The 26,276-nt window shown below is 72.5% G+C and carries 20 protein-coding genes and 1 pseudogene; 7 read left to right on the top strand and 14 right to left on the bottom strand.

Features of this window, described 5'->3' with window-relative positions; all coding sequences use genetic code 11:
- Positions 1-35 precede the first annotated feature (35 nt).
- The 5 genes from Psi01_RS11900 (at position 36) to Psi01_RS43290 (ending at position 6,956) form a co-directional block, all read left to right on the top strand.
- On the top strand, positions 36-743 hold the full coding sequence (locus tag Psi01_RS11900; RefSeq protein WP_204064012.1) for a response regulator transcription factor: 708 nt from the start codon (positions 36-38) through the stop codon (positions 741-743).
- Positions 743-2,131 carry a sensor histidine kinase gene (locus Psi01_RS11895; RefSeq protein ID WP_204064011.1) on the top strand — a complete coding sequence of 463 codons (1,389 nt, stop codon included), beginning with the start codon at positions 743-745 and terminating at the stop codon, positions 2,129-2,131. Before Psi01_RS11900 ends, Psi01_RS11895 begins: the two co-directional genes overlap by 1 nt.
- A 116-nt stretch (positions 2,132-2,247) precedes the next feature.
- Positions 2,248-2,952, top strand: a complete 705-nt coding sequence (locus Psi01_RS11890) for a response regulator transcription factor (protein ID WP_204064010.1) — start codon at positions 2,248-2,250, stop codon at positions 2,950-2,952.
- 249 nt (positions 2,953-3,201) lie between these two features.
- Positions 3,202-5,010: a P-loop NTPase family protein gene (locus Psi01_RS11885; RefSeq protein ID WP_239127522.1), complete on the top strand. Its 1,809-nt coding sequence runs from the start codon at positions 3,202-3,204 to the stop codon at positions 5,008-5,010.
- Positions 5,007-6,956 (top strand): GTPase, encoded by a 1,950-nt coding sequence (locus Psi01_RS43290; RefSeq protein ID WP_239127519.1) that lies wholly within the window; start codon positions 5,007-5,009, stop codon positions 6,954-6,956. Before Psi01_RS11885 ends, Psi01_RS43290 begins: the two co-directional genes overlap by 4 nt.
- Positions 6,957-6,974: 18 nt before the next feature.
- On the opposite strand, the gene Psi01_RS11875 is transcribed toward Psi01_RS43290, so the two are convergent.
- The 12 genes from Psi01_RS11875 to Psi01_RS11820 form a co-directional block, all read right to left on the bottom strand.
- Positions 6,975-8,180 (bottom strand): cytochrome P450, encoded by a 1,206-nt coding sequence (locus Psi01_RS11875; protein ID WP_204064009.1) that lies wholly within the window; start codon positions 8,178-8,180, stop codon positions 6,975-6,977.
- 95 nt (positions 8,181-8,275) lie between these two features.
- Positions 8,276-9,556: a hypothetical protein gene (locus Psi01_RS11870; protein ID WP_204064008.1), complete on the bottom strand. Its 1,281-nt coding sequence runs from the start codon at positions 9,554-9,556 to the stop codon at positions 8,276-8,278.
- Positions 9,553-10,101 (bottom strand): SigE family RNA polymerase sigma factor, encoded by a 549-nt coding sequence (locus tag Psi01_RS11865; protein WP_204064007.1) that lies wholly within the window; start codon positions 10,099-10,101, stop codon positions 9,553-9,555. Before Psi01_RS11865 ends, Psi01_RS11870 begins: the two co-directional genes overlap by 4 nt.
- 155 nt (positions 10,102-10,256) lie before the next feature.
- On the bottom strand, positions 10,257-11,189 hold the full coding sequence (locus tag Psi01_RS11860; protein WP_204064006.1) for a LysR family transcriptional regulator: 933 nt from the start codon (positions 11,187-11,189) through the stop codon (positions 10,257-10,259).
- 113 nt (positions 11,190-11,302) lie between these two features.
- On the bottom strand, positions 11,303-12,484 hold the full coding sequence (locus Psi01_RS11855) for a glycine C-acetyltransferase (RefSeq protein WP_204064067.1): 1,182 nt from the start codon (positions 12,482-12,484) through the stop codon (positions 11,303-11,305).
- Complete coding sequence (gene tdh / locus Psi01_RS11850) at positions 12,484-13,512, bottom strand: L-threonine 3-dehydrogenase (protein ID WP_204064005.1); 1,029 nt, start codon at positions 13,510-13,512, stop codon at positions 12,484-12,486. The genes Psi01_RS11855 and tdh overlap by 1 nt, the downstream gene beginning before the upstream one ends.
- Before the next feature lie 138 nt (positions 13,513-13,650).
- Positions 13,651-14,724, bottom strand: coding sequence for an SPFH domain-containing protein (locus Psi01_RS11845; RefSeq protein ID WP_204064004.1), 1,074 nt, complete (start codon positions 14,722-14,724; stop codon positions 13,651-13,653).
- A gap of 3 nt (positions 14,725-14,727) precedes the next feature.
- Positions 14,728-15,162 carry an NfeD family protein gene (locus tag Psi01_RS11840; protein WP_204064003.1) on the bottom strand — a complete coding sequence of 145 codons (435 nt, stop codon included), beginning with the start codon at positions 15,160-15,162 and terminating at the stop codon, positions 14,728-14,730.
- 98 nt (positions 15,163-15,260) lie between these two features.
- The gene (locus Psi01_RS11835; RefSeq protein ID WP_239127537.1) at positions 15,261-16,391 is read right to left on the bottom strand and encodes a L,D-transpeptidase; all 1,131 of its coding nucleotides are present in this window, start codon (positions 16,389-16,391) and stop codon (positions 15,261-15,263) included.
- 137 nt (positions 16,392-16,528) lie between these two features.
- A complete protein-coding gene (gene fahA, locus Psi01_RS11830) occupies positions 16,529-17,674 on the bottom strand; it encodes a fumarylacetoacetase (RefSeq protein ID WP_204064001.1) in 1,146 nt (381 codons plus the stop codon).
- A complete protein-coding gene (locus tag Psi01_RS11825; protein ID WP_239127510.1) occupies positions 17,671-18,486 on the bottom strand; it encodes a hypothetical protein in 816 nt (271 codons plus the stop codon). The genes fahA and Psi01_RS11825 overlap by 4 nt, the downstream gene beginning before the upstream one ends.
- Complete coding sequence (locus Psi01_RS11820) at positions 18,468-19,637, bottom strand: homogentisate 1,2-dioxygenase (protein ID WP_204064000.1); 1,170 nt, start codon at positions 19,635-19,637, stop codon at positions 18,468-18,470. Before Psi01_RS11820 ends, Psi01_RS11825 begins: the two co-directional genes overlap by 19 nt.
- A gap of 331 nt (positions 19,638-19,968) precedes the next feature.
- On the opposite strand from Psi01_RS11820, the gene Psi01_RS11815 reads away from it, so the two are divergent.
- A complete protein-coding gene (locus Psi01_RS11815; protein WP_204063999.1) occupies positions 19,969-21,588 on the top strand; it encodes a histidine kinase N-terminal 7TM domain-containing diguanylate cyclase in 1,620 nt (539 codons plus the stop codon).
- 24 nt (positions 21,589-21,612) lie between these two features.
- On the opposite strand, the gene Psi01_RS11810 is transcribed toward Psi01_RS11815, so the two are convergent.
- Positions 21,613-24,138, bottom strand: a complete 2,526-nt coding sequence (locus Psi01_RS11810) for an ATP-binding protein (protein WP_204063998.1) — start codon at positions 24,136-24,138, stop codon at positions 21,613-21,615.
- A gap of 114 nt (positions 24,139-24,252) precedes the next feature.
- Positions 24,253-25,098 carry an alpha/beta fold hydrolase gene (locus tag Psi01_RS11805; RefSeq protein WP_204064065.1) on the bottom strand — a complete coding sequence of 282 codons (846 nt, stop codon included), beginning with the start codon at positions 25,096-25,098 and terminating at the stop codon, positions 24,253-24,255.
- A gap of 293 nt (positions 25,099-25,391) precedes the next feature.
- Here Psi01_RS11805 and erm point away from each other — a divergent pair.
- Positions 25,392-26,216, top strand: a pseudogene (erm, locus tag Psi01_RS11800) (ErmE/ErmH/ErmO/ErmR family 23S rRNA (adenine(2058)-N(6))-methyltransferase); the annotation flags it as partial.
- Positions 26,217-26,276: the final 60 nt, after the last annotated feature.

Below are 26,276 nucleotides of genomic sequence, written 5' to 3'. Positions count from 1 at the left end.
CGGCTTTCTCATGTGGGCGGGTGAAGATAATTCCCGTGAGCGAATCCCCCGAAGCCCGCCTGCTGATCGTCGAGGACGAGCCCAACATCCTCGAACTCCTCGCCGCGAGCCTGCGGTTCGCCGGATTCGGGGTGAACACCGCAGGCAACGGCACCGACGCCGTCGCGGCCGTCCAGCGTCACCGCCCGGACCTCATCGTGCTCGACGTGATGCTCCCGGACATGAACGGCTTCGACGTCGTACGGCGGCTGCGCGGCGGCGGCACCGACACGCCCGTGCTGTTCCTCACCGCCCGCGACGCCGTCGAGGACAAGATCCGCGGCCTGACCGTCGGCGGGGACGACTACGTCACCAAGCCGTTCAGCCTGGAGGAGGTCGTGGCCCGGATCCGGGCCGTGCTGCGCCGTACCGGCGGGGGAGACCCGCTCGCCCGGCCGCCCCGGCTCACCTTCGCCGACATCGAGCTCGACGAGGAGAGCCACGAGGTGTGGCGCAAGGGCAAGGCCGTGGCGCTGTCGCCGACGGAGTTCAAGCTGCTGCGCTACTTCATGGCGAACGCCGGGCGGGTGCTGTCCAAGGCGCAGATCCTCGACCACGTCTGGGACTACGACTTCCGCGGTGACGTGGGGATCGTGGAATCCTATGTCTCCGTGCTCCGCCGGAAGATAGACAACACCGACCCCCGCATGATCCACACGTTGCGCGGGGTCGGTTACGTGCTCCGCCTCCCACCGAGTCCGTGATGCTCACCCGCACCCCCCTCCGCGTCAAGCTCATCGCCGTCATCCTCGTACTGCTGGCCATCGCGCTGCTCCTGATCGGCGTGGGCAGCGTCTCGATCATGCGGGGCTACCTGATCGACCGGGTGGACAGCCAGATCGACATCACCACCGGCAACCTGCTGCGCCGCCTGAACCGCCCGGCCCCGTTCGACCTGGCGAACAAGATCATGCCGCCCGACATGAAGGCGGAGCTCCGCGGCGCCGACGGACGGGTGATCGTCCCGCTCAGCGGGGCGGACGTGGAGGGCAGGGAGATCCCGCCGGTGCGCGGCGACGCGGCGGCGGGGCTGTACAGCATCGGGGAGTGGCGGGTCCGCGTCATCCGGCTGGACACCGGGGGAAGCATGGTCGTGGCCGTCGACATGGCGGAGGTCCGGCAGATCGTCGGCCAGCTCGCCCTGATCGAGCTCCTCGGCGGCGGCGGCCTGATGCTGGCGCTGGCCGGGGCGGGTGTGGCGGTCATCCGGCGCAGCCTGCGCCCGCTGGAGGAGATCGAGCGCACGGCCGAGGCGATCGCCGCCGGAGACCTGAGCCGCCGCATCCCCGACGTGGATCCGAACACCGAGGTCGGCCGCCTGGGCCGGTCGCTGAACGGGATGCTCGCCCAGATCGAGGCGGCGTTCCGGGCCCGGTCGGAGTCGGAGACGGCGGCCCGCAGGTCCGAGGAGCGGATGCGCAGGTTCGTCGCCGACGCCTCCCACGAACTCCGCACGCCGCTGACCTCGATCCGCGGCTTCGCCGAGTTCTACCGGCAGGCGCCCGACATCGACGCCGCGCCGCTGATGGCCCGGATGGAGTCGGAGGCGGTCAGGATGGGCCTGCTCGTGGACGACATGCTGATGCTGGCCCGGCTGGACCAGCAGCGGCCGATGTCCATGCGCCCGGTGGACCTGCTGGCCATCGCCGCCGACGCGGTCCACGACGCCCGGATCCTGGCCCCGGAACGGGAGATCACGCTCTCGGTCGACGGGGCCGCGCTGATCGTCATGGGCGACGAGGTACGGCTGCGCCAGGTCGTGGGCAACCTGATGACCAACGCGCTCACCCACACCCCGGAGGGCACCCCCGTCCGGATCACGCTCCGCGCGCGGGACGGCACGGCCGTCATCGAGGTGGCCGACGAGGGCCCGGGCCTCACCGCCGAGCAGCGCGAGCGCGTCTTCGAACGCTTCTACCGCGCCGACTCCGCCCGCGGCCGCCGCGACCCCTCCGCCGGAGGCAGCGGCCTGGGCCTGTCCATCGTCGCCGCCATGGTCGAGGCGCACGGCGGCACGGTGGGCGTGGAGTCCGTCCCCGGCAAGGGGGCGACCTTCCGGGTCGTCCTCCCCCTCGCCCCCGAGACCGACTGAGCCCTCCCGGAAGGTGCCGGGTCGATCGGCGGGGGAGCCGCGCGTGGACGCTGAGACTCCTCTCAGGAAACGTTCAGCCAGGGCTGAGCCGCTCTCCAGAGAGGTGGGAGAGCCTCGTGGATGTGCTGGACAGAGTTGAGGCCCGCCTGTTGGTGGTGGACGACGAACCGAACATCCGGGAACTGCTCTCCGCCAGCCTGCGCCTGTCCGGTTTCGAGGTCATGACCGCGGTGGACGGCAGGGAGGCGGTGCAGTTCGCCGAGCGGATCCGCCCCGATCTCGTCGTGCTCGACGTGATGCTGCCGGACATGGACGGATTCGCGGTGGCGGGGCGGCTGCGGGAGATGGGCGGGCAGATGCCCGTGCTCTTCCTGACGGCCAGGGACGCCACCGACGACAAGGTGACCGGTCTGAAGGTGGCCGACGACTACGTGACCAAGCCCTTCAGCCTGGAGGAGGTCCTGGCCAGGATCCGGGCCGTGCTCCGCCGTACCCGGGGAGACCTGGACCTGCCGGTCCGCCTGCGGGTCGGGGACCTGGAGCTGGACGAGGAGGCCCACCAGGTCTGGAAGGCCGGCGAGGTGGTACGGCTGTCGCCGACGGAGTTCAAGCTCCTGCACTACCTCATGGTCAACACCGGCCGGGTGCTGTCCAAGGCGCAGATCCTCGACCACGTGTGGAACTACGACTTCGGCGGCGACGCCGGGGTCGTGGAGTCCTACGTCTCCTACCTGCGGCGGAAGATCGACACGGCCGAGCCCCGGTTGATCCACACCCTGCGCGGCGTGGGATACGTTCTCAGGCCTCCTCAAGGTGATTGAACGTTCAGCTAATTTTCAGGAAGGCCGCACCTGGCATTGAGGTTGATGCGTTCCAATAGAGATAGATGACCCCAGATCACCCCGGAGTACGGGGAAGGTCCGGGACTCGTCTCCAGCTGCGGGGGAGACGAGTCCGCTGCCGGTCCTTCCTGCGGATGCCGGGGCCGGCCCCACCGCTTTACCGGGTTCGCCCCCGTGACCCGGTCGAGTGGTGGGGCACAATCATGTCTAGGGCCTTGTTCGCCGGGAATGACCGGTCCTGTGGAGGCGAACGACAACAGGCTCACGGCGCTGCGGGAGTTGCGGCGTCATCTCGACCGTGACCTGTTCCCGCTCGCGGTCGGAGACGTCGAGGCCGACCGCAGGGCGCTGCGGGAGCTGACCGGTCAGCTCGACGACTATCTCATTCCCCGCCTGAGCGCGATCGACGCCCCGCTCCTGGCCGTCGTCGGCGGCTCCACCGGGGCGGGCAAGTCCACACTGGTGAACTCCCTGGTCGAGGCCGACGTCACCGAGCCCGGCGTGCTGCGCCCCACCACCCTGGCGCCCACGCTGGTGACCAGCCCCGCCGACCTCGACTGGTTCACCTCCCAGAGCGTCCTGCCCGGCCTCGCCCGCGTCACCGGGAGCGGCAGGGGCGAGCCGGGCACGCTGCGGGTGGTCGTCGCCGAGGCGCTCAGGCCCGGCCTGGCCCTGCTCGACGCCCCGGACATCGACTCGGTCGTCGCGGCCAACCGGGAGCTGGCCGCCCAGCTGCTCGCCGCCGCGGACCTGTGGCTGTTCACCACCACCGCCGCCCGCTACGCCGACGAGGTGCCCTGGAGCTTCCTGCGCGCGGCGCGGGAGCGCAGCACGGCGCTGGCGGTGATCCTGTCCCGGGTCCCGCCGGAGGCGCGGGGCGTGGTCGCCGCCGACCTGGCCCGGCTGCTGGAGGCCAACGGGCTGGGCGGGACGCGCCTGTTCGAGGTGCCGGAGCTGACGCTGCCGGAGGAGAACGCCCGGCTGCCGCTCCCGGCGGTCGGGCCGGTCGCCGACTGGCTGGCCGGCATCGCGGCCGACGCCCAGGCGCGGGCCGACGTGGTGCGCCAGACCCTGTCGGGGGCGCTGGAGAGCCTGGCTGTACGGGTCCCCGCGCTCGCCGACGCCGTGGACCGCCAGCGTGCCGCGGCCGGGGAGCTGCGCGAGGCGATCACCGCCGCCTACGCCGCCGGGCTGGCCTCCTTCGACGAGGGCATGCTGGACGGCTCGCTGCTGCGCGGCGAGGTGCTGGCCCGCTGGCAGGACTTCATCGGCACCGGCGACCTGATGCGCTCCCTGGAGAGCCGGGTGGGCCGGCTGCGCGACCGCCTGGTCGCCCTGTTCACCGGGCGGCCCGCGCCGGAGAACGAGCTGCGGGTGGCGCTGGAGACCGGCGTGGAGGCGCTGATCAGGGCGGCGGCCGACGGCGCCGCCGAGCGCGCACTGGAGGCGTGGTCGTCCCTGCCCGCCGGGCGGACGCTGCTGGAGGGGGCGGGGGCGGTGGAGGCCGGTCGGCTCGGCCGGGCCTCGGCGGGACTGCGCCGGGCCGCGGAGACGGCGGTCAGGGACTGGCAGGCGTACGTGCTGGACCTGGTCCGCGAGGAGGGAACGGAGCGGCGCACCACCGCCAGGATCGCCTCGTTCGGCGTCAACGGGGCGGGCCTGCTGCTGATGATCGCGGTGTTCGCCTCCACCGGCGGGCTGACCGGACTGGAGGTCGGCATCGCCGGAGGGACCAGCGTGCTCAGCCAGAAGCTCCTGGAGGCCGTCTTCGGCGACCAGGCCGTGCGCACCCTGACCACCAAGGCCCGCGACGACCTGCGCACCCGCGTGGAGGACATCCTGCACGCGGAGGCCGCGCGCTTCACCGCCCTGCTGGACGCCGTCGAGCCCCCGGAGACGACCGCCCCGGCCCTGCGCGCCGCGGCGCGGGCGGTGGAGGGAGAAGCGGCCGTGCCGGCCGGGCGGAAGGCAGCCGTACCGGTGGACGGGGAGGCGGCCGAGCGGAGGGCGGCCGGTCGGGAGGTGGGCGAGAGGTGAAGCTGCTGCGGCGCGAGAGCTCGATCTCCCTGGACGACCGGCTGGCGGCCCTGGAGGATGCCGCCGGGGCGGCCGAGGGGCGGCTGGACGGCGAGGCGGTGGCGCAGGCGCGCGCCGTGATCTCCCGGGCCGGGGTACGGCGGAGCATGTCGGTGGACCACACCGTGGCGGCGCTGGCCGGAGCCACGGGGAGCGGCAAGTCGTCGCTGTTCAACCTGCTGTCCGGCACCTCCCTCGCCACGGTCGGCGTGACCCGGCCGACCACCTCCACCGCGCAGGCCGCCCTGTGGCGGGGAGCCGGGTCGGGGCCGCTGCTCGACTGGCTGGAGATCCCCCGCCGGCACGAGGTGGGCGGCGGGGACGGTGCGGCCGACGGCGCGGCGCCCTGGGACGGGGCCGCGCGTGCCGGAGGCGACGGGGAGGAGGAGCTGGCCGGGCTGGTCCTGCTCGACCTGCCCGACCACGACTCGATCGAGCTGGCGCACCGTCTGGAGGTGGACCGGCTCGCCCGGCTCGTCGACCTGCTGGTGTGGGTGCTCGACCCGCAGAAGTACGCCGACGCGGCCGTGCACGACCGCTATCTCAAGCCCCTGGCCCGGCACCGGGACGTCATGGTGGTCGTCCTGAACCAGATCGACCGGCTCGCCCCGGCCGCGGTGGAGCGGTGCCTGGCGGACCTGCGGCGGCTGCTCGCCGAGGACGGCCTGGGCGGGGTGCCGGTGATCGGTGTCTCGGCGCGCACCGGCGCGGGCGTTCCCGACCTGCGCTCCCTGCTCGCCTCACGGGTCGCCGACCGGCGCTCCTGGGCCGCCCGCCTGTCCGCCGACGTGGGCTCCGCCGCCGACGTCCTGGCCGGCGCGGCGCACGGGCCGGGCGGGGACGGCGCCGGCCTCCGGCCGCCGGACGGCCGGGAGATCACCGGCGGGCCGGAGGGCGGTCTGTCGAAGGGCGGCCGGGAGATCACGGATGGATCGGCAGGCGGCCGGGCGAAGGGCGGCCGGGAGGCCACGGGCGGATCGGAGGGCGGTCTGTCGAAGGGCGGCCGGGAGGTCACGGGCGGATCGGCGAGTGGCGGGGTGGTGGCCCGGCGGCCGGCGCCGGCCGATCCCGTGCCGGTCCGGGAGGTGCCCGCGGACTCCCTGGCGGGTCCGCTGACCTCCGCGCTGTCGCAGGCCGCCGGGGTCCCGCTCGTCGTCGAGGCGGTGGCCAAGGCGCACCGGCACCGCTCGGTCGCCGCCACCGGCTGGCCGGTCACCCGGTGGATCCGCCGCCTCCGGCCGGATCCGCTCCGCAGGCTCCGTCTCGGCACGCCCGCGGGCCGGTCGGAGCCGGCATCGGGCACGGAGAGACCGGAGAACGCAGGGGACGCGGTCGGGCGAACCTCGATCCCGACGGCCGGCACCGTGCAGCGCTCCCAGATGGACACGGCGATCCGCGACGCGGCCGCCGCCGCCTCGGCGGGACTCCCGGAAGCGTGGGCGGCCGCCGTACGGCACGCGGCCCGGTCGCGGGTGAACGAGCTGGAGGACCGGCTCGACCGGGCCGTGGCCACCACCTCGCTCGGGGCGTCCCGGCGGCCCCTCTGGTGGCGGGTGGCGGGGGCGGCCCAGTGGCTGGTGCTCGCCACGGCGGTGGCGGGCGCCCTGTGGCTGCTCGGCCTGTTCGTCATGGACTATCTCCGTCTGCCCGAGCTGCCGGTGCCGACCGCGGGCGAGCTGCCCTGGCCCACCGCGCTGCTGCTCGGCGGCATCCTGCTCGGCCTCGTGCTGGCCCTGCTGTCCCGGATCGTCGCCTGGATCGGCGCCCGCCGCAGGGCGCGCAAGGCGGCCAAGGCGCTGCGCGCGAGCGTGGGGGAGGTGGCCCGCGCGCTCGTGCTGGAGCCGGTGGAGCAGGAGCTGGCCCGCCACCGCCGCTTCACCGAGGCGATCACGATCGCCCGGCGCTGAAAGGCGGGCGGGCCCAGCTCAGAGCCGGAAGCGGACCGGCATGTGCTTGATGCCGTTGATGAAGTCGGAGCGCATGCGCCGGGGCGGGGCGGTGAGCTCGGCGGCGGGGAAGCGCCGCAGCAGCTCGCGGACCATCGCCGTGATCTGGGTGCGGGCCAGGCCCGCGCCCAGGCAGAAGTGGGGACCGCCGCCGCCGAAGGTCAGGTGCTCGTTGGGGGTGCGGCGGATGTCGAGGGTGCGGGGGTCGGTGAACACCTCCTCGTCGTAGTTGGCGGAGGCGTAGTAGGTGACGATCTTCTCGCCCTCGGCGATCTTCTGACCGTGCAGCTCGGTGTCCCGCAGCGCCGTACGCCGGAAGTTGTGGATGGAGGAGCCCCAGCGCAGGAACTCCTCGGTGGCCGAGCGCCACAGGTCGTCGTCGTCGAGGTTCCCGGCCAGCTCGCGGTAGACCTCCGGGCGCTCGATCAGGGCCAGCACGGCGTGCGAGATCAGGTTGCGGGTCGTCTCGTTGCCGGCCACGGTGAGCATGACGAAGAAGGCGTCGATCTCGTCGGAGGTGAGCCGGTCCCCGTCGATCTCCGCCTGGACCAGCACGGTCAGGATGTCGTCGCGGGGGTCGGCGCGCCGCTCGGCGACCAGCCCGTCGCAGTAGGCGAACATCTCCGCCCCGGCGGTGTCGCTGTCGTCGGAGCTGGTCAGGAAGTCGGGATCCTGGAAACCGATCATCCGGTTGGACCAGTCGAAGATCATCTTCTGGTCCGCCTCGGGCACGCCGACCATCGCGCAGATCGTCTGGAGGGGGAGGTGCTGGGCCACGTCGGAGACGAACTCGACCTCGCCCCCCTTCTCGGCCACCGTGTCGGCGATCCGCGCGGCGCGCTCCCGGATCGTCTCCGCCAGCTTCCCGATCATGCGGGGGGTGAAGCCCGCGCTGACCAGCTTGCGGTAGCGGGTCTGCTTGGGCGGGTCCATGGTGAGCAGCATCATCCGGGTGATCTCCAGCTCCTGCGGGGAGAGCGTGCGGATGAAGGTGCTGCCGGCCTCGGTGGACCAGGTCTGGTGGTCGCGGCTGACCGTCCTGATGTCGTGGTAACGCGTCAGGGCCCAGAAGCCGGTGTCGTCCGGGACGTCGTGCCAGAAGACCGGAGCCTCCCTGCGCAGGTAGGCGAACTGGTCGTGCGGGACCTCCCGCTCCCAGGTGTCCTCAAGCAGATCGATCCGCATGCGGTCGGCTCCCTCCCGGCACCGCGGTCCCGGTGCGCTCCGGTGTCCTCGTGTTCAGCGTGCCCCGGCGCCCCCGGAGCGTCCATACCGGATTCTCATGAGGTTCCCGCAGGACTCTCCGCGGCGATCCTCGCGAGGTCGATGATCACATACTCGCCCTTGAGCGGATAGCTCACCAGGCGGCCGTCGCCGATCCCGGGCTCCACGCTGACCGACTGACCCTTGGCGTCGGGCCGGATCCCCAGGTCGCCGGACCTGCCGGTGACCAGGTCGTGCAGGTACTGCCCGCCGGGCGGCACGGGCAGACGCACGGTGTGGAGGCGGTCGGCGACGAGTCCCGCAGGCGGCTCCCCGCCGCCGGGGATGTCGCGTTCCCGGGAACCGTCGCGGAGGCGGAAGAAGGCGGATCCGCCGTCGGGCCTCGTGCCGACGCATGCCGTCACGCCGCACCTCACATCTCGCTCGCCGGGCCGGACGACCGCCTCGTCCACATCGCCGTTCTCGACGTTGACCAGCTCTCCGAACGCGGTCGCCCCGTCCCGCGGATGCCTGCCCGGCGTACCCACCCAGGGCCAGCGCAAGATGTGATGGTTGTCGGCTCCGGGCACCGGCTCCACGGTCCCGCCCCCGAGAGGAACCGTGAAGACACCGCCCCGTTCGAGGGAGAAGGCGAGCCTGTCCCCGGTCACGGTGAGCTTGTCGGCCCCACCCCTCAGCGGGCGGTCCGTGCGGATGGCCGTGGGGCGTCCCCCCTCGACCGGGACCGACCAGAACTCCGTGGTCCTGGGCGCGGTGCTCTCGTCGCCGTCGGCCTCGTCGATCGTCTGCCAGACGATCAGCCCGTTGCCCACCGTGTAACCGGAGGCGAACACCCCCTTCGGGGTGCCGATGTCAGCGATCTTGTGGACCCGGTGCTCGACCAGATCGTAGGAGTAGATCGCGTCGGCCTTCTCGAAGCCCTCCGAGGTCTCCAGGAGCAGCGTGCGGTCGTCGATGAAGGCCTGCGGCTGGAATTCGCGCCCGTCGGACAGCTTGGCCGGGATCTTCCAGACGGCCTCCGGCCAGACCTTCTCCACCGGATCGGGCACCACCGGTTCGCCTGAGGGGGACGGCGCCCCGGAGGCGCTCCCGCTGCCCGGCGCCGGGAACGGGCCTGCCGCGGGGGTCACGGGCCCGTCCGCGATCCCGCGCACGGCGATCCCGGCGCCGCCCGCCACCAGCATGACGGCGGCGGCCGCGAGCAGGGTCTGCGCGCGCGCCCTGCGCCGCCGGGAGCGGGCCGCTACGTGCGCCGACAGGGCGCCCGGGGCACGTGGAGCGTGTTCGGCGGCGTGGCCGAGGGTCGTACGGAGGTTGTCTTCCAGGTGGTCGCTCATCGGGTCCTCCCGCCGGTGGCTGTCGGGTTCGGTGCGCCGGGGCCGGCCGGGTCCTCCGGGCCGGGACCCGCCGGGTCCGGTACGGCTGAGCGGAGCCGGCCCAGGCCGAGGGACGCGTGGCTGCGGACGGTCCCCCTGGAGACGCCGAGAACCCCGGCGATCTCCTCGTCGGTCAGTTGCTCGTAGTAGCGCAGGACGAGTACGGCCCGCTGCTTGCGGGGCAGAGTTCCAAGGGTCCGCCACAGCTCCTGTTCGATGCCGGAGGGCAGCGCGTCCAGGTGGGAGCCCTCCGGCGGGTCCCACACGAGCCGCTCACGGCGGCGCAGCCGCCAGACGCTGACGTGCAGCCGGGCCATGGTCGTGCGGACGTAGCTCTCCGGCTCGTGCTTCCGGCGAACCCGCGGCCAGGCGCGGTGCAGCCGGATCAGCGCCTCCTGGGTGAGGTCCGCCGCGTCGTGCGGGTTGCCGCTGAGGACGTAGCCGTAGCGCAGCAGTGCGTCGGCCCGCTCGGCGACGAAGTCCTCGAAGCGGGAATCGTCGTCCACTTACCCCTGCCTTCCTGAGTCCGTCACCTCCCAGACGGGTTCGGGGGCGGAAGTGTTGAATCCCGCGCGATGTTTCGGTGTGCTCCGCTGAATCGTCCGGGGGACCGCGGCCACGCGCCCGGACCGCCGGCCCGGATGGCCGGCCGGGGTCCCGGTCAGGCCGGCGGGGTACGGCGCAGGGCCGCCGCGGTGTCGTGGAGGGCGTCGAGCAGGGGGACGAGCAGGGGGTGGCGTTCGGCGCCGCGCCGTACCGCCGCGAAGACCCGCCGCTGCGGGCCCGGGGCCGGGCGGATCACCACGCCGGACAGGTCCGCCCCGCGCAGCGCCAGGCGCGGCACCATGGCCACGCCCGCCCCCGCCGCGGCCAGCGCGACCACCGCGCTGAAGTCGTCGGAGGAGTGCGCGAAGTCCGGGGTGAACCCCGCGTGCTCGCAGGCCAGCGCGATCACGTCGTGGCAGGGGTTGCCCGGGTAGGGCCCGATCCAGACCTCGCCGGCCAGATCCGCGACGGCGATCGGCTCCGCCGGACAGGGCGCGTCCCCGGCCAGGCGGTGGCCGCGGGGGAGGACGACGTCGAACGGCTCGGCGTACAGGGGGATGCGCGACAGGCGCCGGTCGTCCTCGGCGGGGGCGCCGCGGTACTCGACGGCGACGGCGAGGTCCACCTCGCCGTCCAGGACCATGGTGAGGCTCTGGTCGCCCTCGGCGTCCAGGACCCGGACCTGGATGCCCGGCTCCTTCTCCCGGAGCTGGCCCATCGCCGGGGCCACCACCAGGCCGATGGCGGTGGCGAAGGAGGCGACCTTCACCTCGCCCGCCGTACCGGCCGTGTAGGCGGCGATGTCGGCCCCGGCCCGCTCCAGCTGGGCCAGGACCTCGTTGGCGTGCCCGAGCAGGATGCGTCCCACGGCGGTGAGCCGCACGCCGCGGCCGTCGCGGTCGAGCAGCCGGTGGCCGACCTCGTGCTCCAGGGCGACCAGCTGCTGGGAGACGGCGGAGGGCGTCAGGTGCAGGGCCGCGGCCGCGGCGGTGACCGTCCGGTGGTCGGCCACCGCGCGCAGGGTCCGCAGCCGACGCGTGTCAATCACCCTCCCATTGTCGGGGAGGACGGCCGGTGCTCTCTCGCGATTCACCGGCCGGAGCCGGACGTCGTTCCCGGACGTCGTTCCCGGACGCCGTTCCGGGTCTCGTCCCCGGGCGGTTATCCCCGGGCGGTGACGAACGCCTCCACGGCCCGGTCGACGTCCCCGGCGGAGTGGGCCGCCGAGAGCTGGACCCGGATGCGGGCCTGGCCGTGCGGGACCACCGGGTAGGAGAAGCCGATCACGTAGATGCCCTGTTCGAGCAGGCGCTCGGCCATCGCGCCGGCCTGGGCCGCGTCGCCGATCATCACCGGGACGATGGGGTGGTGGCCGGGCAGGAGGTCGAAGCCCGCCTCGGTCATCTTCGTGCGGAACCGCTCGGTGTTGGCGCGCAGCCGCTCGCGGGCCTCGCTGGAGCCGCTGATCATCTCCAGGACGCGCAGCGAGGTGGCGGCGATCACCGGGGCGAGGGAGTTGGAGAACAGGTAGGGGCGCGAACGCTGGCGCAGCAGCTCGCAGATCTCCTTGCGGGCCGCCGTGTAGCCGCCGCTCGCCCCGCCGAGCGCCTTGCCGAGGGTGCCGGTGATGATGTCGACCCGGTCGCGCACGCCGTACAGCTCGGGGGTGCCCGCGCCGCCCTCGCCGATGAAGCCGACCGCGTGCGAGTCGTCGACCATGACCATGGCGCCGTAGCGCTCGGCCAGGTCGCAGATCTCGTCCAGCGGGGCGAAGTAGCCGTCCATGGAGAACACGCCGTCGGTGACGATCAGCTTGCGCCGGGCGTCGGCGGCCTCCTTGAGCCGGGCCTCCAGCTCGGCCATGTCGCGGTTGGCGTAGCGCAGGCGGCGGGCCTTGCACAGCCGGATGCCGTCGATGATGCTCGCGTGGTTGAGCGCGTCGGAGATCACCGCGTCGCGGTCGTCGAGCAGCGTCTCGAACACTCCGCCGTTGGCGTCGAAGCACGAGCTGTACAGGACGGTGTCCTCCTGGCCGAGGAACTCCGCCAGCCGCGCCTCCAGCTCCTTGTGCACCTCCTGGGTGCCGCAGATGAAGCGGACCGAGGCCATGCCGAAGCCCCAGCGGTCCAGTGCCTCCTTGGCGGCGGCCACCAGCTCGGGGTGGTCGGCCAGGCCCAGGTAGTTGTTGGCGCAGAAGTTCAGCACCTCGAGGGGCCCGCCCGCGGCGGTGACGGCGATGCCGGCCCGCTGCGGGGTGGTGATGACCCGCTCCGGCTTGAGCAGGCCCGCGGAGGCGATCTCGTCGAGGGTGGCGCGCAGGTCGTCGCGGATGTCGTCGAACATCAGGCCGTCCAATCCATGATGATCTTGCCGGTCTTGCCGCTCGCGGCGGTGTCGAAGGCCGCCTCGAAGTCGCGGTGGGAGAAGCGGTCGGTGATGACGGGGGACAGGTCGAGGCCCTTCTCCAGGAGCACCGACATGGCGTACCACGTCTCGAACATCTCCCGCCCGTAGATGCCCTTGATCGTGATCATCGAGGTCACGACCGTCGCGAAGTCGACGGCGAACTCCTCGGCGGGAAGGCCCAGCATGGCGATCTTCCCGCCGTGGGTCATGTTCGCGATCATGTCGCGGAGCGCCTGCGGGTTGCCGGACATCTCCAGGCCCACGTCGAAGCCCTCGCGCATGCCGAGCCGCTCCATGCCCTCGGCGATGGACGTCTCGGCCACGTTCAGCGCCAGGTTGACCCCGAGCTTGTCGGCGATGGCCAGGCGCTCGGGACTGACGTCGGTGATGACCACGTTGCGCGCGCCGACGTGGGTGGCCACGGCCGCGGCCATCAGCCCGATCGGCCCGGCCCCGGTGATCAGCACGTCCTCGCTGACCAGCGAGAACGACAGGGCGGTGTGCACGGCGTTGCCGAACGGGTCGAAGATGGCGGCCACGTCGGGGTCCACCGGGACCCGGTGCACCCACACGTTGGAGGCCGGCAGCGTCACGTACTCGGCGAAGGCGCCGTCGCGGTTCACCCCGAGCCCGATCGTGTTGCGGCACAGGTGCCGCCGCCCGGCCATGCAGTTGCGGCACTTGCCGCAGACGATGTGCCCCTCGCCGCTGACCAGGTCGCCGACCGCGACGTCCGTCACGCCCGGAGCCACCTCGACGACCTCGCCGCAGAACTCGTGCCCCACGATGAGCGGGAGCCTCAGCGTCTGCTGCGCCCACGCGTCGAAGTTCCGGATGTGCAGGTCGGTGCCGCAGATCCCGGTGCGCAGCACCTTGATCAGCACCTCTCCGGGCCCGACCTCGGGCTCGGGTACGTCCAGCAGCTGCAGACCCGGCCGGGCTTCGGCCTTGACCAGCGCTTTCATCTCGGATTCCCCCTCAGTGCGACCCTACGCACTGTGCCCGGTCAATCCGAGATGAGTCCATCGCGGTTTTCTTAATCCCGCCCACAGCTGGGCTTCACGGTCGGCGCGGGAGGGGGCCGCGGGCGGGATCGCAAGAGGTCAGGGCTGGGCGTTGTCGTGCTGACGCTGCAGGTCGGCGAGGGCGTCGGGGGTGACGGGGCCGGGGCCGAGCTGGCGGGGGCCGGCGTCGGTCTCGGCCGCCTCGGCGACCGCCTCGGCGGCGGCCCGCTCGGCCTGGGCGGCCTCCTTGGCGGCGGTGGACCTGTCCTCCCCGGACAGCTCGCGGGTGGCGGAGGAGCGGGGGAGGGACTCGGTGAAGGCCTTGGAGACGCCCTGCAGGGCGGAGGTGACCTCGCTGGGGATGACCCAGAAGGTGTTGCCCTGGCCCTTGGCCAGCTCGGGGAGCACCTGGAGGTACTGGTAGGCCAGCAGCTTGGGGTCGGGGTCGTTGCGGTGCACGGACTGGAAGACCTCGTCGATGGCCTGCGCCTGGCCCTGGGCCTTGAGGATGGCCGCGCTGCGCTCGCCCTCGGCGCGCAGGATGGCGCTCTGCTTGTCGCCCTCGGCGGTGAGGATCTGCGACTGGCGCTGGCCCTCGGCGTTGAGGATGGCGGCGCGCTTGTCCCGCTCGGCGCGCATCTGCTTCTCCATCGCGTCCTTGATGGTCTTCGGCGGGTCGATGGCCTTTATCTCGACCCGGTTGACCCGGATGCCCCACTTGCCGGTCGCCTCGTCCAGCACGCCGCGCAGCTGGCTGTTGATCGTGTCACGCGAGGTGAGCGTCATCTCCAGGTCCATGGAGCCGATGACGTTGCGCAGCGTGGTGACCGTCAGCTGCTCGATCGCCTGGATGTAGTTGGCGATCTCGTAGGCCGCCGCGCGCGGGTCGGTGACCTGGAAGTAGAGCACGGTGTCGATCTCGACGACGAGGTTGTCCTCGGTGATCACCGGCTGCGGGCGGAAGGAGACGACCTGCTCGCGCAGATCGATCATCGGGTAGACCCGGTCGATGTAGGGGATGACGAAGCTCAGGCCGGGCTGGAGCGTCCGGTGGTAGCGGCCGAGCCGCTCGACGTTCCTGGCCCGGGCCTGGGGAACGATCCGCACCGATCTCACGACCGTGAAGAAGGCGAACAGGACGATGAGGATACCGACGACCAGCAGCGGATCCATGGGTCACTCCCTGGGATATACGAGAGCGGTCGCGCCCTCGATCTCTATGACGTCGACGGTCGCCCCCTCCGGGATCACGAGGGTCTCGTCGTAGGCCCTGGCCGACCACTCCTCGCCGGCCAGCCTGATGCGGCCGTCGCGGCCGGTGACCTCGCTGGTCACGTAGGCGGTCTTGCCCACCAGCGCCTGCACGCCGAACCGCTGGGACGGCGGGGGCTGGAGCATGTGCCGTTTGGCGATGGGACGGACCACGACGACCCCGGCGACGAGGGATCCGGCGAAGACGAGCAGTTGGAGGGGGACGGGAAGTCCGATCACGGCTGAGAGGGCGGCGAACAGCGAGGCGCCCGCGAGCAGGCCGAGGGCGGTGGTGAGAGTGAAGATCTCGGCGACGCCGAGAACCACCGCGAGGATCAACCAGATGACCCAATCATCCATGCTCGGCCCTCCTACCAGTGCAACGGGCCCGGCGTCCGGGAGGTTCCCCTCCACCGTATGTCGCGCCCGTCCCGGCTGTCAGGCCGCCCTGCGCCCGGTTATCGGAGGTTGGCGGGAAGGTCGAGATACAGGGCGCTGCCCTTGCGCCAGTCGTCCCAGGAGAGCTGCCAGTAGCCCCAGCCGTTGTCCCACTCGAGCTCGCGGTCGGTGCCGCGGATGATCACGGGGTCGCCGCGCAGCGAGGTCTCGTAGAACCATTCGGCCTGGTCCGGGCGGGCGTTGACGCAGCCGTGGCTGACGTTCGTGCGGCCCTGGGCCCAGAGGTTGTCCTTGGCGTGGATGTACTCGCCGCTGTTGGAGATGCGCACGGCATGGCCGATCATGACGTCGTAGTAGCCGGGGTCCCCTTCGCTGCGGTTCGGGGAGACCATGCGCACCGGGTTGGCCTTGTCCATGGTCAGGTGATAGCCGCTCGTCGTGGTGTACTCCCTGGTGGTGGCCATGCCCGCGCTGATGGCCATGCGCTGGACGATCTCGCCGTCGCGGCGCACCACCATCTGGTGGGTCCGGGTGTCGACGGTGCTGATCTGCTCGCGCCCGACGGCGAAGCGCACGACGCGGTCGGCGGTGCCGTACACGCCCTTGGCGGCGCGCACGCCGGACAGGTGCGCGGTGAGGCCGACCTGCGTGCCGGCCGGCCAGTGGTGACGGGGCCGGTAGATCACCCGGGTGTCGCCCGCCCAGTGCCAGGCGCCCTCGACGGGCGTTCCGGTGCGGACTTCCAGCGCCCGCTCGACGGCCGCCTTCTCGCGCACGGGGACGTCGAAGTCGACGATGATCGGCATGCCCACGCCCACGGTCTCGCCGGGCTCCGGGGTGACGGAGGCGATCTGGAAGGTCTGCTTGGGGGTGAGGGTGCGGAACCGGCCGGCGGCGCTGGCCGAGGTGCCGTCCGCGCCGGTGGCGGTGGCGCTGACGGAGTAGTGCTGACCGGGGTCCAGGGGCCGCTCGGAGCGCCAGACGGTCCGGGTGGCGTCGAGGCGGCCCGGCACCGGGGTGTCGCCCGCGTAGACGGCCACCCCGGTCAGCGTGCCCGCGCTGGCCTGGACGGTCAGGCCCCGCCCGGTCGGGGCCCGCTCCGAGCCCGGCTGCGGGTCGATCCGCACCGTGGGCCTGGCCGCCTCGGGCGTCCGGTCACCGCCGGGCGCGGCCGGAGGGCAGCCGGTCATGGAGAACACGAGAAGAAGGATGGTGAGAGGGGCTGCGGCGCGCCGCATCGCTTCCTGCCTCCGGGGAGTTCGCGAACAGTCGGCTGCCTAGGTTAGCGCTGTGTCACTCCTTAAGCACGCCGAGTCACATCGCGGACCTACCTCGCAGGACGGATGGTTCCCGACACCTCTCCCAGGGCGATCGACCCGCCGTCCGGCCCCGGCGCCGTGGCGGTGATCGTGACGGTGTCGCCGTCCTCCAGGAACGTCCGCACCGACCCGTCGGACAGCTTGATCGGCTCGGTTCCGTTCCAGGTCAGCTCGATGAGCGAGCCCCGCTGCCCCGCCTCGGGGCCGGAGACCGTGCCGCTGGCGTACAGGTCGCCGACCCGCAGAGACGCGCCGTTGACGGTCATGTGGGCGAGCATCTGGTCGGGCGTCCAGTACATCTCGCGGTACGGCGGACGCGAGACGACCTCGCCGTTCAGGCGGACCTCCAGAGCCAGGTCCAGACCCCAGGGCTCGCCGCGGCGCAGGTACTCCAGCGGTTCGGGGTCCTGCTCGCGGCCGGGCACGCGCGCGTGGGCGAGCGCCTCCAGCGGGGTGATCCACGGGGAGACGGAGGTCGCGAATGACTTACCGAGAAAAGGCCCGAGCGGGACGTACTCCCACGCCTGGATGTCGCGCGCACTCCAGTCGTTGACCAACGTCACACCGAAGACGTGGTCCTCGAACCGGCCCGCGCGAGCGCCCATCGGGGCCGGCGTGCCGACGACGAAGCCGAGCTCCGCCTCGATGTCCAGTTTGGCCGAGGGCCCGAAGACCCCGGCGCCCCGCTGGCCCGACGGACGGGTGATCGGGGTGCCGGAGAGCACGACGGTCCCGGCCCGGCCGTGGTAGCCCACCGGCAGGTGCCGCCAGTTCGGCTTCAGCGGCTCGTCGTCGGGGCGGAACATCCGGCCCAGGTTGGAGGCGTGCTCCAGGGAGCAGTAGAAGTCGACGTAGTCGGCGACCTCGATCGGCAGGTGCATGGTGACCCGGTCGAGCGGGATCAGGTGCGGCTCGACGGCCGCCGGGTCGGTGTCCAGCTTGTTGCGGATCAGCGCGCGGGTGTCCCGCCACGCCGCCGCGCCCCTGGCCATGAAGGCGTTGAGCGAGCCGGTGGCGAACACCTCGTCGTGCAGCGCCCCGGCCAGGTCGAGCACGTGGTCGCCGTACCGGACGCCCACACGCGGGGTCTCACCCCCGGTCCGGGTGAAGACTCCGTAGGGCAGGTTGTCCAGGCCCCAGGGGCTCGCGGTCATCGGGCGTTCTCCTCTTCGCGTGGTCCGTCGGTCAGTCCGAGCGCGCGCAGGTCCTCGATCGGGGTGCTCGTGCTGCACGAGCCGTACGACACCAGCAGTTCCCTGGCCCGCCCGGCGGTCTCCCGGGGTACGGCCCCCGCCCGCCGGACCAGCTCTCCGACGTCGGTCAGCTTGAGCACCGGCACCGGGTCGTGCCCCTCTACGGCCTCGCAGACCGCCAGGACGAGGTTGAGGAAGCCGTGCCGGTCGACGCCGAGCGCCGGGTCGAAGTGCCGGACCGCGTGGTGCAGCCCGGCGGTGGCCTTGAACGGGATGTCGTTGTCCACGCAGTAGGCGATGAAGGAGCCCAGGTCGTGGGCGCCGGGGAAGGCCTCCGCGGACAGGCCGCCGCACCGGATCTTCAGACCGGTCCCCGGCGGGAGGCGCACGGGCAGCCGGCCGGCGGTGACCTCGACGAACTGGCGGGCCTTCACGTCGAGCGGGCCGCCCCGACCGCCGGGCACCTCGACGCGCCCGGCGGGCGTCTCGAAGCGGGCGCCGGGGATCTCGATCAGCTCGACGTCCAGGCCGCCGAGCGGCGGCAGCTCCGGGGTGTCGAGGATCAGCCCGAGCCTGATCGGGAAGGTGAGGGTGGCGCGGAGCGCGGGCAGCCGGCTGGCCGGGCACAGGAAGCGGTGGGTGAGGACGGGGTGGGCCTTCATCAGGTCGGCCCGGTGCCGCTCCAGCGCCTCGGCCATCGGCAGGGCGGTGGGCGGGAACAGCCCCGCGTCGTCGACGAGGTCGTGGAAGAGGTTCATCGCGCCCACGTCCACGCGTAGGCGGGGTCCTCCACCGACAGCCCCGCGGGGCCCAGGTCCAGGGGCCGGAAGGTGTCCACCATCACGGCCAGCTCGTTGGTGCGGGTGTGCCCCTGCCGTACGGCGTCGATGACCGCCTCGACGGCGCCGGGCTGCGGGCCGTGGGTGAACCCGGCCGGGTGCAGCGAGATCGAGCCGACGTCGATGCCGGAGCCCTTGCGCGCGCTGTAGTCGCCGCCCGCGTAGAACATCAGCTCGTCGGAGTCGACGTTGTGGTGGTTGTACGGGATCGGCACGGCCTCGGGGTGGAAGTCCAGCGGCCGGGGGCAGAAGGAGCAGATCACGAAGTTCGGGCCTTCGAAGGTCTGGTGGACCGGCGGCGGGGCGTGGATGCCCTTCACGATGGGCTCGAAGTCGTTGATGTTGAAGGCGTAGGGGTACAGGCAGCCGTCCCAGCCGACCACGTCGAAGGGGTGGTTGCGGTAGACCAGCCGGGTCAGCCCGCCGCGCGTGCGGACCAGCACCGGCACCTCCTCGCCCTCGACGGTCAGCGGCTCCTGCGGGGTGCGCAGGTCGCGCTCGCAGTAGGGGGCGTGCTCCAGGAACTGGCCGTACTTCGACAGATAGCGCTTGGGCGGGCGGATGTGCCCGGCGGCCTCGATGACGAAGGCCGTCACCCGGCCCCGCGGCACCCAGCGGTGGATCGTCCCGGTCGGGACGACGACGTAGTCGCCCTCGCCGGCCTCCAGGACGCCGTAGGTCGACTCGAACACGACCCGGCCGCTCGCGATGTAGACGCACTCGTCGCCCATGGAGTTGCGGTAGAGCTCGCTGGGGGCCTCGGTCGCGACGTACGACATGCGGACGTCGGCGTTGCCCGCCAGCAGCCCGCGCCCGGTGACCAGGTCGCCGCCCGCGGGGAGGTCCTGGGTGCGGAAGTGGCGGGGGGAGAGCGGCAGGTTGGGGGTCAGGACCGAGGCCGCGGAGGGCTCGACCGCCTCGGCCTTGATGATCGCGGTGGGGAGGTACCGGTGGTAGAGGAGCGACGAGTCGCTGGAGAAGCCCTCCTCGCCCATCAGCTCCTCGGCGTAAAGGCCGCCGTCGGGCCGCCGGAACTGGACGTGTCGCTTACGGGGTACCTCTCCCACGACGCGGTAGTACGGCATCTGCTTCTCCCACGCTCGTCCGATTAACGGACATTTGTGTCCTCTATACGAACAACCATCGGTCACCCGGGAGGGGATGTCAAACCCCTGGGAGTCCGCGTCGGGAGGGATCAGCGGCTGCCCGGCGCCGGACGCCACACCCGGACCAGCTCGCGCCCGGAGGCCGTGAACGCGCCGCCGCCCGCCGGCCCGGCCGGGCCGGTACGGATCTCCGGTACGGCGTGCCCTGTGATTCGCCTCCCGCTTGTGCTCAACCGGGCGGCCCGCGCGCCGATATGGGAAAACATCGAGCGCCGGAACGGTCACGGAGAGTGGAAGGGGGAAGTCCACGGTGCTGCCTCTCGCCCTCGCGTTCGCGCTGTCGGCCGTTCTGACCGCCGCGGTCACCGTCTTCGCCTGGCACCGGCGCGAGACGCCGCTGTTCCGGATGAACGCCTTCGTGGGTTTCTGGATCGTCGCGCTCGACGTGCTGAACGTCATCCAGATCCTGACGCCCGGCCCCGCCGGGGCGCGGCTGGTCGTGAGCAGCGGGATCCTCGTCATGCACGTCATCGTGGCCGGGGTCCTCTGCCTGTCGATGACCGTGGCCGACCGCGCCTGGCGGGTCTCCCGCCGGATCGTGGCGTGGCTGGCGGTCGTGCCCCTGCTGCTCCTCGGCCTGCTCGTGAGCGACCCCTGGTCGGGATGGTTCTACACCGCCATGGTGCCGGTCGACCCGTACGGGATGTTCGTCCCCGTCCCGGGACCGGGCTACTGGGTCAGCGCCGTCTACATCTACGGCCTGCTGACGGCGAGCATGGTGCGGGTGGCCCGCGTGCGCCATCACGCGCCACGCGACAAGCGGAAGTTGTACGACTGGACGCTGGCGGCCTTCGTCCCGCCCATAGTGGTCAACATCGCCGGCATGCCGATGCACGGCCGTACCGTGGACATGACCGCCATCGGCCTGGCCGTCACCATGCTCATCGTCTACGGGGCGCTGGCCAGGTCGCTGCCCCAGTACATCCAGGTGGCGCACCGGCAGGTGTTCGACACCATCGCCGACGCGGTCGCCGTGATCGACGAGTCCGGCCGGATCCTCGACGTCAACGCCGCCGCCCGCGCCCTGATGCGCAAGGCCGGACTGCCGGAGGGGCCGAGCGGGACGCCGATCGCCGACTTCCTGGGACTCGACTTCGTCCTGTCCGAGAACGCCGACACCGAGCAGACCCTGACGGACGTGCTGGGCCGGGGCGCCGACCTGCACCTGCGCATCAGCCCGCTGCACGACCGCCGCGGCCGCTGCATCGGCTGGGCGCTGGTCGCCCGGGACATCACCGAGGCCAACCGGCGCCGCCGCGAGGCCGAGGAGTCCAACGTACGGCTGCGCGAGCAGTTGGAGACGATCGAGGCGCTCCGCGCCGACCTGGTCGAGCAGGCCGTGCGGGACACGCTGACCGGCCTGTACAACCGCCGCCACCTCATGGAGATCCTGGCCCGCGAGATCCCGCGGGCCGCCGGGGAGGGTACGCCGCTGAGCGTGGCGCTCATCGACGTCGACCACTTCAAGCGCATCAACGACACCCACGGCCACGACGCCGGCGACGTCGTCCTGACCCATGTCGCCGCGCTGCTGGCCGGTGAGGTCCGTCACGACGACGTGGTCGTGCGCTACGGCGGGGAGGAGTTCGTGCTCCTGCTGCCCGGAGCCGGCGCCGAGGAGGCCCGCGCCCGGCTCGACGACCTGCGCCGCCGGGTGGGCCGGACCCCGGTCGAGGTCGAGGGGCGCCACCTGACGGTCACCTTCAGCGCCGGCGTCGCCGATCTCGCGCCGGGGCAGGGGCCCAGGGACCTGCTGCGGGAGGCCGACCGGGCGCTGTACGGGGCCAAGCGGCTGGGGCGCGACCGGGTCGAGCTCGCCGCCGCCCACCCGCCGCGCGCTCTGGAATCCGGTCCCGGCGAGGCGGCCTGAGCCGTCCGGGTGAGGCGGCCCGAGTCAGTCCTTCGCCGGGGTGGCGGGCAGGCGCACCGTGAAGACGGTGCCGCGCTCCCGGCCGGGGCGGGCCTCGATGGTGCCGTCGTGCGCGTCGACGATCGCCCTGGTGATCGCCAGGCCCAGGCCGGTGCCCTTGACGCCGGACTCCAGGGCGGTGGAGGCGCGGAAGAACCGGTCGAACAGCCGTGGGTACTGCTCGGTGGGGATGCCGATGCCGGTGTCGGCGACGGTGACGGTGACGCGGTCGTCCTCCTTGCCGGAGGTGACGGTGACGACGCCGTTCTCCGGGGTGTACCGGATCGCGTTGGACAGCAGGTTGTCGAGCACCTGGCGCAGCCGTACCGGATCGGCGTGCACGGTCAGGCCGGGGGCGAGGGCGGTGTTCAGGACGATCTGCTTGACGGTGGCGGCGGGCCGGTGTTCGTCGATGGCCTGGAGCGCCAGCTGCTCCAGGGAGAGCGGCCGGATGTCGAGGCCGATGTGCCCGGCGTCGAAGCGCGCCAGGTCCAGCAGGTCGTCGACGAGGCGCTGCAGGTGCGCGCTCTTGCGGTCGATGACGTCGACGAACGTGCGGTGCTCCCCGGCGAGGCCGGGGTCGTCCATGAGCATCTCGGCGTAGCCCCGGATGGCTCCGATGGGGCTGCGCAGCTCGTGGCTGACCACGGCGACGAGCTCGTCCTTCATCTTGTCGAGCTCCTTCAGCCGGCGCACCTGCTGCTGCTCCTGGGCCAGCAGGCGCTCGCGCTCGTCGGCGAGCTGGTGGCGCTCGGTGACGTCGGTGCTGATGCCGTCGATGAACAGGCGGCCGTCCTGGCGACGGGGTACGGCGCGCGTCCAGACCCAGTGGATCCCGCCGTCGAGGCCGGTGATGCGGCATTCGAACTCCGCGGCCATCCCGGAGGCGAGCGTCTCGCGGTAGGCGGCGAAGGCGGGCGCGTCATCGGGGTGGATGTGCCGGGCCACCGTCTCCATGATGGCCTCGGCGTCGTGCGACATCAGGATGCCGAACACGCCGAAGCTGTCGGGGTGGCTGGTGTAGACCGTCTTGAGGTCGCGGTCGTCGGTGACCTCGAAGGTCCACACGAAGTCGTTGAGCTGGGAGACGATGCGGTCGAGGTGGCGCTGGCTGGCGGCCAGGGCCAGGGACAGCTCCTCGGCGCGGCGGCGTTCCTTGTAGCGGCCCAGATGGGCGCCGACGCCGTCGAGCATGGCCACGAGGTCGTCGTCGGGCTCCTGGACCGCCTGGTCGTAGAAGGCGAGGACCCCGAGCACGCGCCTGCCGCTGCGCACCGGCAGGCCGATGGCGGTGCGCAGCCCTCCCTTCAGCGCGGCCCCCTTGTGCAGGAAGTCGCGGGGGTCGCCGGTCAGGTCGGAGATCCAGATGTCGTGGCCGCTCATCCACGCCGCCCCGGGCAGCCCCTGCCCGGGACGCAGGGTGACCGGCTCGGCGTCGACGAACTCGGACAGGTCGAGATCCGGCCTGGTCCAGGAGTAGACGCGGGTGATGCCGTTCTCGTCGGGGTCGACGCGCCAGTACTCCCCGCAGGCCCAGCCCAGCGTCTCGACGACCGCGGTGACCGTGCCCGTCGCGGACTGCTCGGCGGACCCGGCGTTGGCCAGCGCCCGCGTCACGGCGTGCTGGGCCTCGCGGAGCGTCTCGGCGCGGCGGCGGGCGCTGAGGTCGTACAGGAACGTGTGGAACACCGGCTCGCCGTACTCGATGTTGACCTGCAGGCTCATCTCCACGGGGAGCTCCCGCCCGTCCCTGTCGACGGCGACCAGCTCCGTCCGGTCCCCCGACTGGGAAGGCCTGCCGGACGACCGCATCCGCCGCAGGCTCTGGTAGTAGACGTGCCGCGAGCCGCGGGAGACGACCAGTTCGGCGAGGTCCCGGCCGAGGGCCTCCTCGGCCGACCAGCCGAACAACCTGGCGGAGGCGGCGTTCCAGCCCGTCACCGTCCCGTCGGCGTCGATCGAGACGAGGGCCTCGGGCGTGTGGTCGAGGACGGCCCGCATCCGGGCGGCCGTGATCAGGGAGCGGCCGTGGGCCAGGCGCAGCCTGAGCTCCGTCTCCACCGCCGCGGCGAGGTCGCCGATCTCCTCCAGCTCCCGCGCGCTCCACGTCCGGGGTTCGGTGTCGGTCACCGACATCGACCCCAGGATCTCCCCGTCGGCCGCGCGCAGCGGGAAGCCCGCGTAGGCCCGCACCGCCAGCCCGTGGACGGTCTGATGGTGCCAGCGCGTGTCGTCCAGGACGACGGGCGCCCCCGTGTCGATGACGCGCCTGCACAGGGGGGAGGTCATGTGCGTCCCGCGCGGCACCGGCGGCGCGTTGTCCGGCCCCGCCGCGCTGATGATCACCTGGCGGTCCCGGTCGCCCAGGGCGACCGAGGCGGCGGCCGCACCGGCGAGCCGGACCGCCAGCCGGGTCAGGCGGTCCAGCGACGACGTCTCCGGGGCGTCGAGGAGACCCGTCGCGCGCAGTATCCGCAGCCACGAGTCACGAGCGGCGTCCACCGTCGTCACGGCCCTGTCCCCCCCTGAGCTCGTCCGCACCTCGTGTGTCTGCCCAGCTTTGGACAAGGCAACCCATTCATGTAGTCAATGGGTCAGAACGGACAGCCATTCCGGGGCGGCCGGTCAGGGGAGGGCGGCCAGGAAGCCGGTCAGGGCCGAGGTGACCTCCTCCGGGCGCTCCAGGGGCGGCAGGTGGCCGGTGCGCGGCAGGTCGATCCTGCGGGCCCCCGCGATGCCGTCGGCCAGCAGGTCCGACACCGCCTGGATCCCCGGGACGTCGCACAGGCCGTTGATCACCAGGGTCGGCTGCCGCACCTCGTCCAGGCGGCCGGCGGCCGGCGGCTCGAGCAGCCGTTCGGCCGAGGGCGGGCCGCTCCAGAGCCGGGTGAAGACGCCCCGGCACATCTCCACCGCCGCCTCCCACACCTCGGGGGCCAGGTCGTCCTTCCCGCGGTCGGGACCGGCGACCTGCCACAGGACCTGGGCCCTGGCGATCGCATCCACGTCGGCGGGATCGACCGCGGCGCCTCTGTCGCGGTAGGCGCTCAGCCGGTCGGCGGGGACGGAGCTGTGCACGCGCTCGCGCGCCTGCTCCAGCATCTCCGGCGGCCACGCGTGCCCGGCCAGTCCGGAGGCGATCGGCACCAGGCCCGCCACCCGGCCGGGCGCGGCCAGGGCGGCCTCCACCGCGTAGGCCCCGCCCATCGAGCAGCCGACCAGCACGGCCCGGTCCACCTCCAGCGCGTCGAGCAGCGCCAGCAGGTCCTCGTAGTGGGCGAACTCGCCCTCGGCGTCGGCGGACTCGCCGTAGCCGCGCCAGTCGTAGCGGATCACCCGGTGAGAGGCGGACAGCGCCCGGAACTGGTGCTCCCACATCCGCCGGTCGGCTATCCCCGCGTGCGAGAACACCACCGCGGGCCCGTGCCCCGCCTCGTCGTACGCCAGCCGTGCCCCGTTGCACTCGATCATCGTCACGCCGGCAACCTACCTCCGGGCGAGCCGGCCGGCGCGGGGTGTTCACCCCCGGCGCACGGCGGCGGCCCGCCGCCGGAAAACCGTTTGTGCGCCGTCGCGGCGGTGTCTAGCGTGAGCGGCATGTCGGTCATATGCCGTGCACCCCAGATGTTCATCCGGATACGTCTCCACCCGGCCCCGGGCCGGTAGAGAGGGACGCACGCCTTCCAGAGGGACGCACGCCTTTCTCCACTCGCGCCCCGGGCCTTCCGAGACCATTTCCTCTCGGACCCGAAAGGGCGATATCTGTGGCGCACTCATTCGCTCACGGAAACCACTCCCACACCCAGAAGAAAGCCCGTGTCCGCGGCGGCGGGACCGGCGGCGGAAACGATCGTGACCGGGCCAGGCGCGTCCTGTCGCAGAACTTCATCGTCGACGGCGACATCGTGGACCGCGTGGTCAAGGCCGCCGGCCACCACGACCTGGTCCTCGAACCCGGCGCGGGGGAGGGCGTCCTGACCCGGGCGCTCGCCGAGACCTGCGGCCGGGTCATCGGCTACGAGGTCGACCCCCGGCTGGCGGTCAGGCTCTCCGCCGGAACCCGGGACGACCCCCGCATCCGCGTCGTCCGGGGGGACTTCCTGAAGGCCCCCGTGCCGCGCGAGCCGTTCGCGGTCGTGGGGAACATCCCGTACGCGATCACCTCGAAGATCGTCGACTGGTGCCTGCGGGCGCCCGGGCTCACCTCGGCCACCCTGGTCACCCAGGAGGAGTACGCGCGCAAGCGCACCGGCGGCTTCGGCCGATGGAGCATGCTGACCGTGCGGACCTGGCCCTGGTACGCCTGGGAGATGACGGACCGCGTCGGCCGCGAGGCGTTCCGGCCCGTCCCCTCCGTCGACTCGGCCGTCCTGCGGATCGAGCGCCGCGAGCAGGCGCCCGACCTGCCCGGCTATCGCGCCTTCGTCGAGTACGGCTTCACCGGGCCCGGCCGCTCGCTGTACGCGACCCTGCGGACGCGCCACCCGGCCGGCCCGCTCGACGAGGCCTTCGCCGCCGCCGGCCTCGACCCCGGCACGGTCGTCGCCTACGTCCACCCCGACCAGTGGCGAGTCGTCTTCGACCGTCTCGCTCCCGCCTCGCCCGGGGAGACCGGGGAGTCCTGGGAGTCCTGGGAGTCCTGGGAGACC

The organism is Paraplanobispora siamensis (assembly GCF_016863175.1).
In the GTDB taxonomy this organism is placed as follows: domain Bacteria; phylum Actinomycetota; class Actinomycetes; order Streptosporangiales; family Streptosporangiaceae; genus Planobispora; species Planobispora siamensis.
This window is presented reverse-complemented; position numbering and strand designations above follow the sequence as displayed.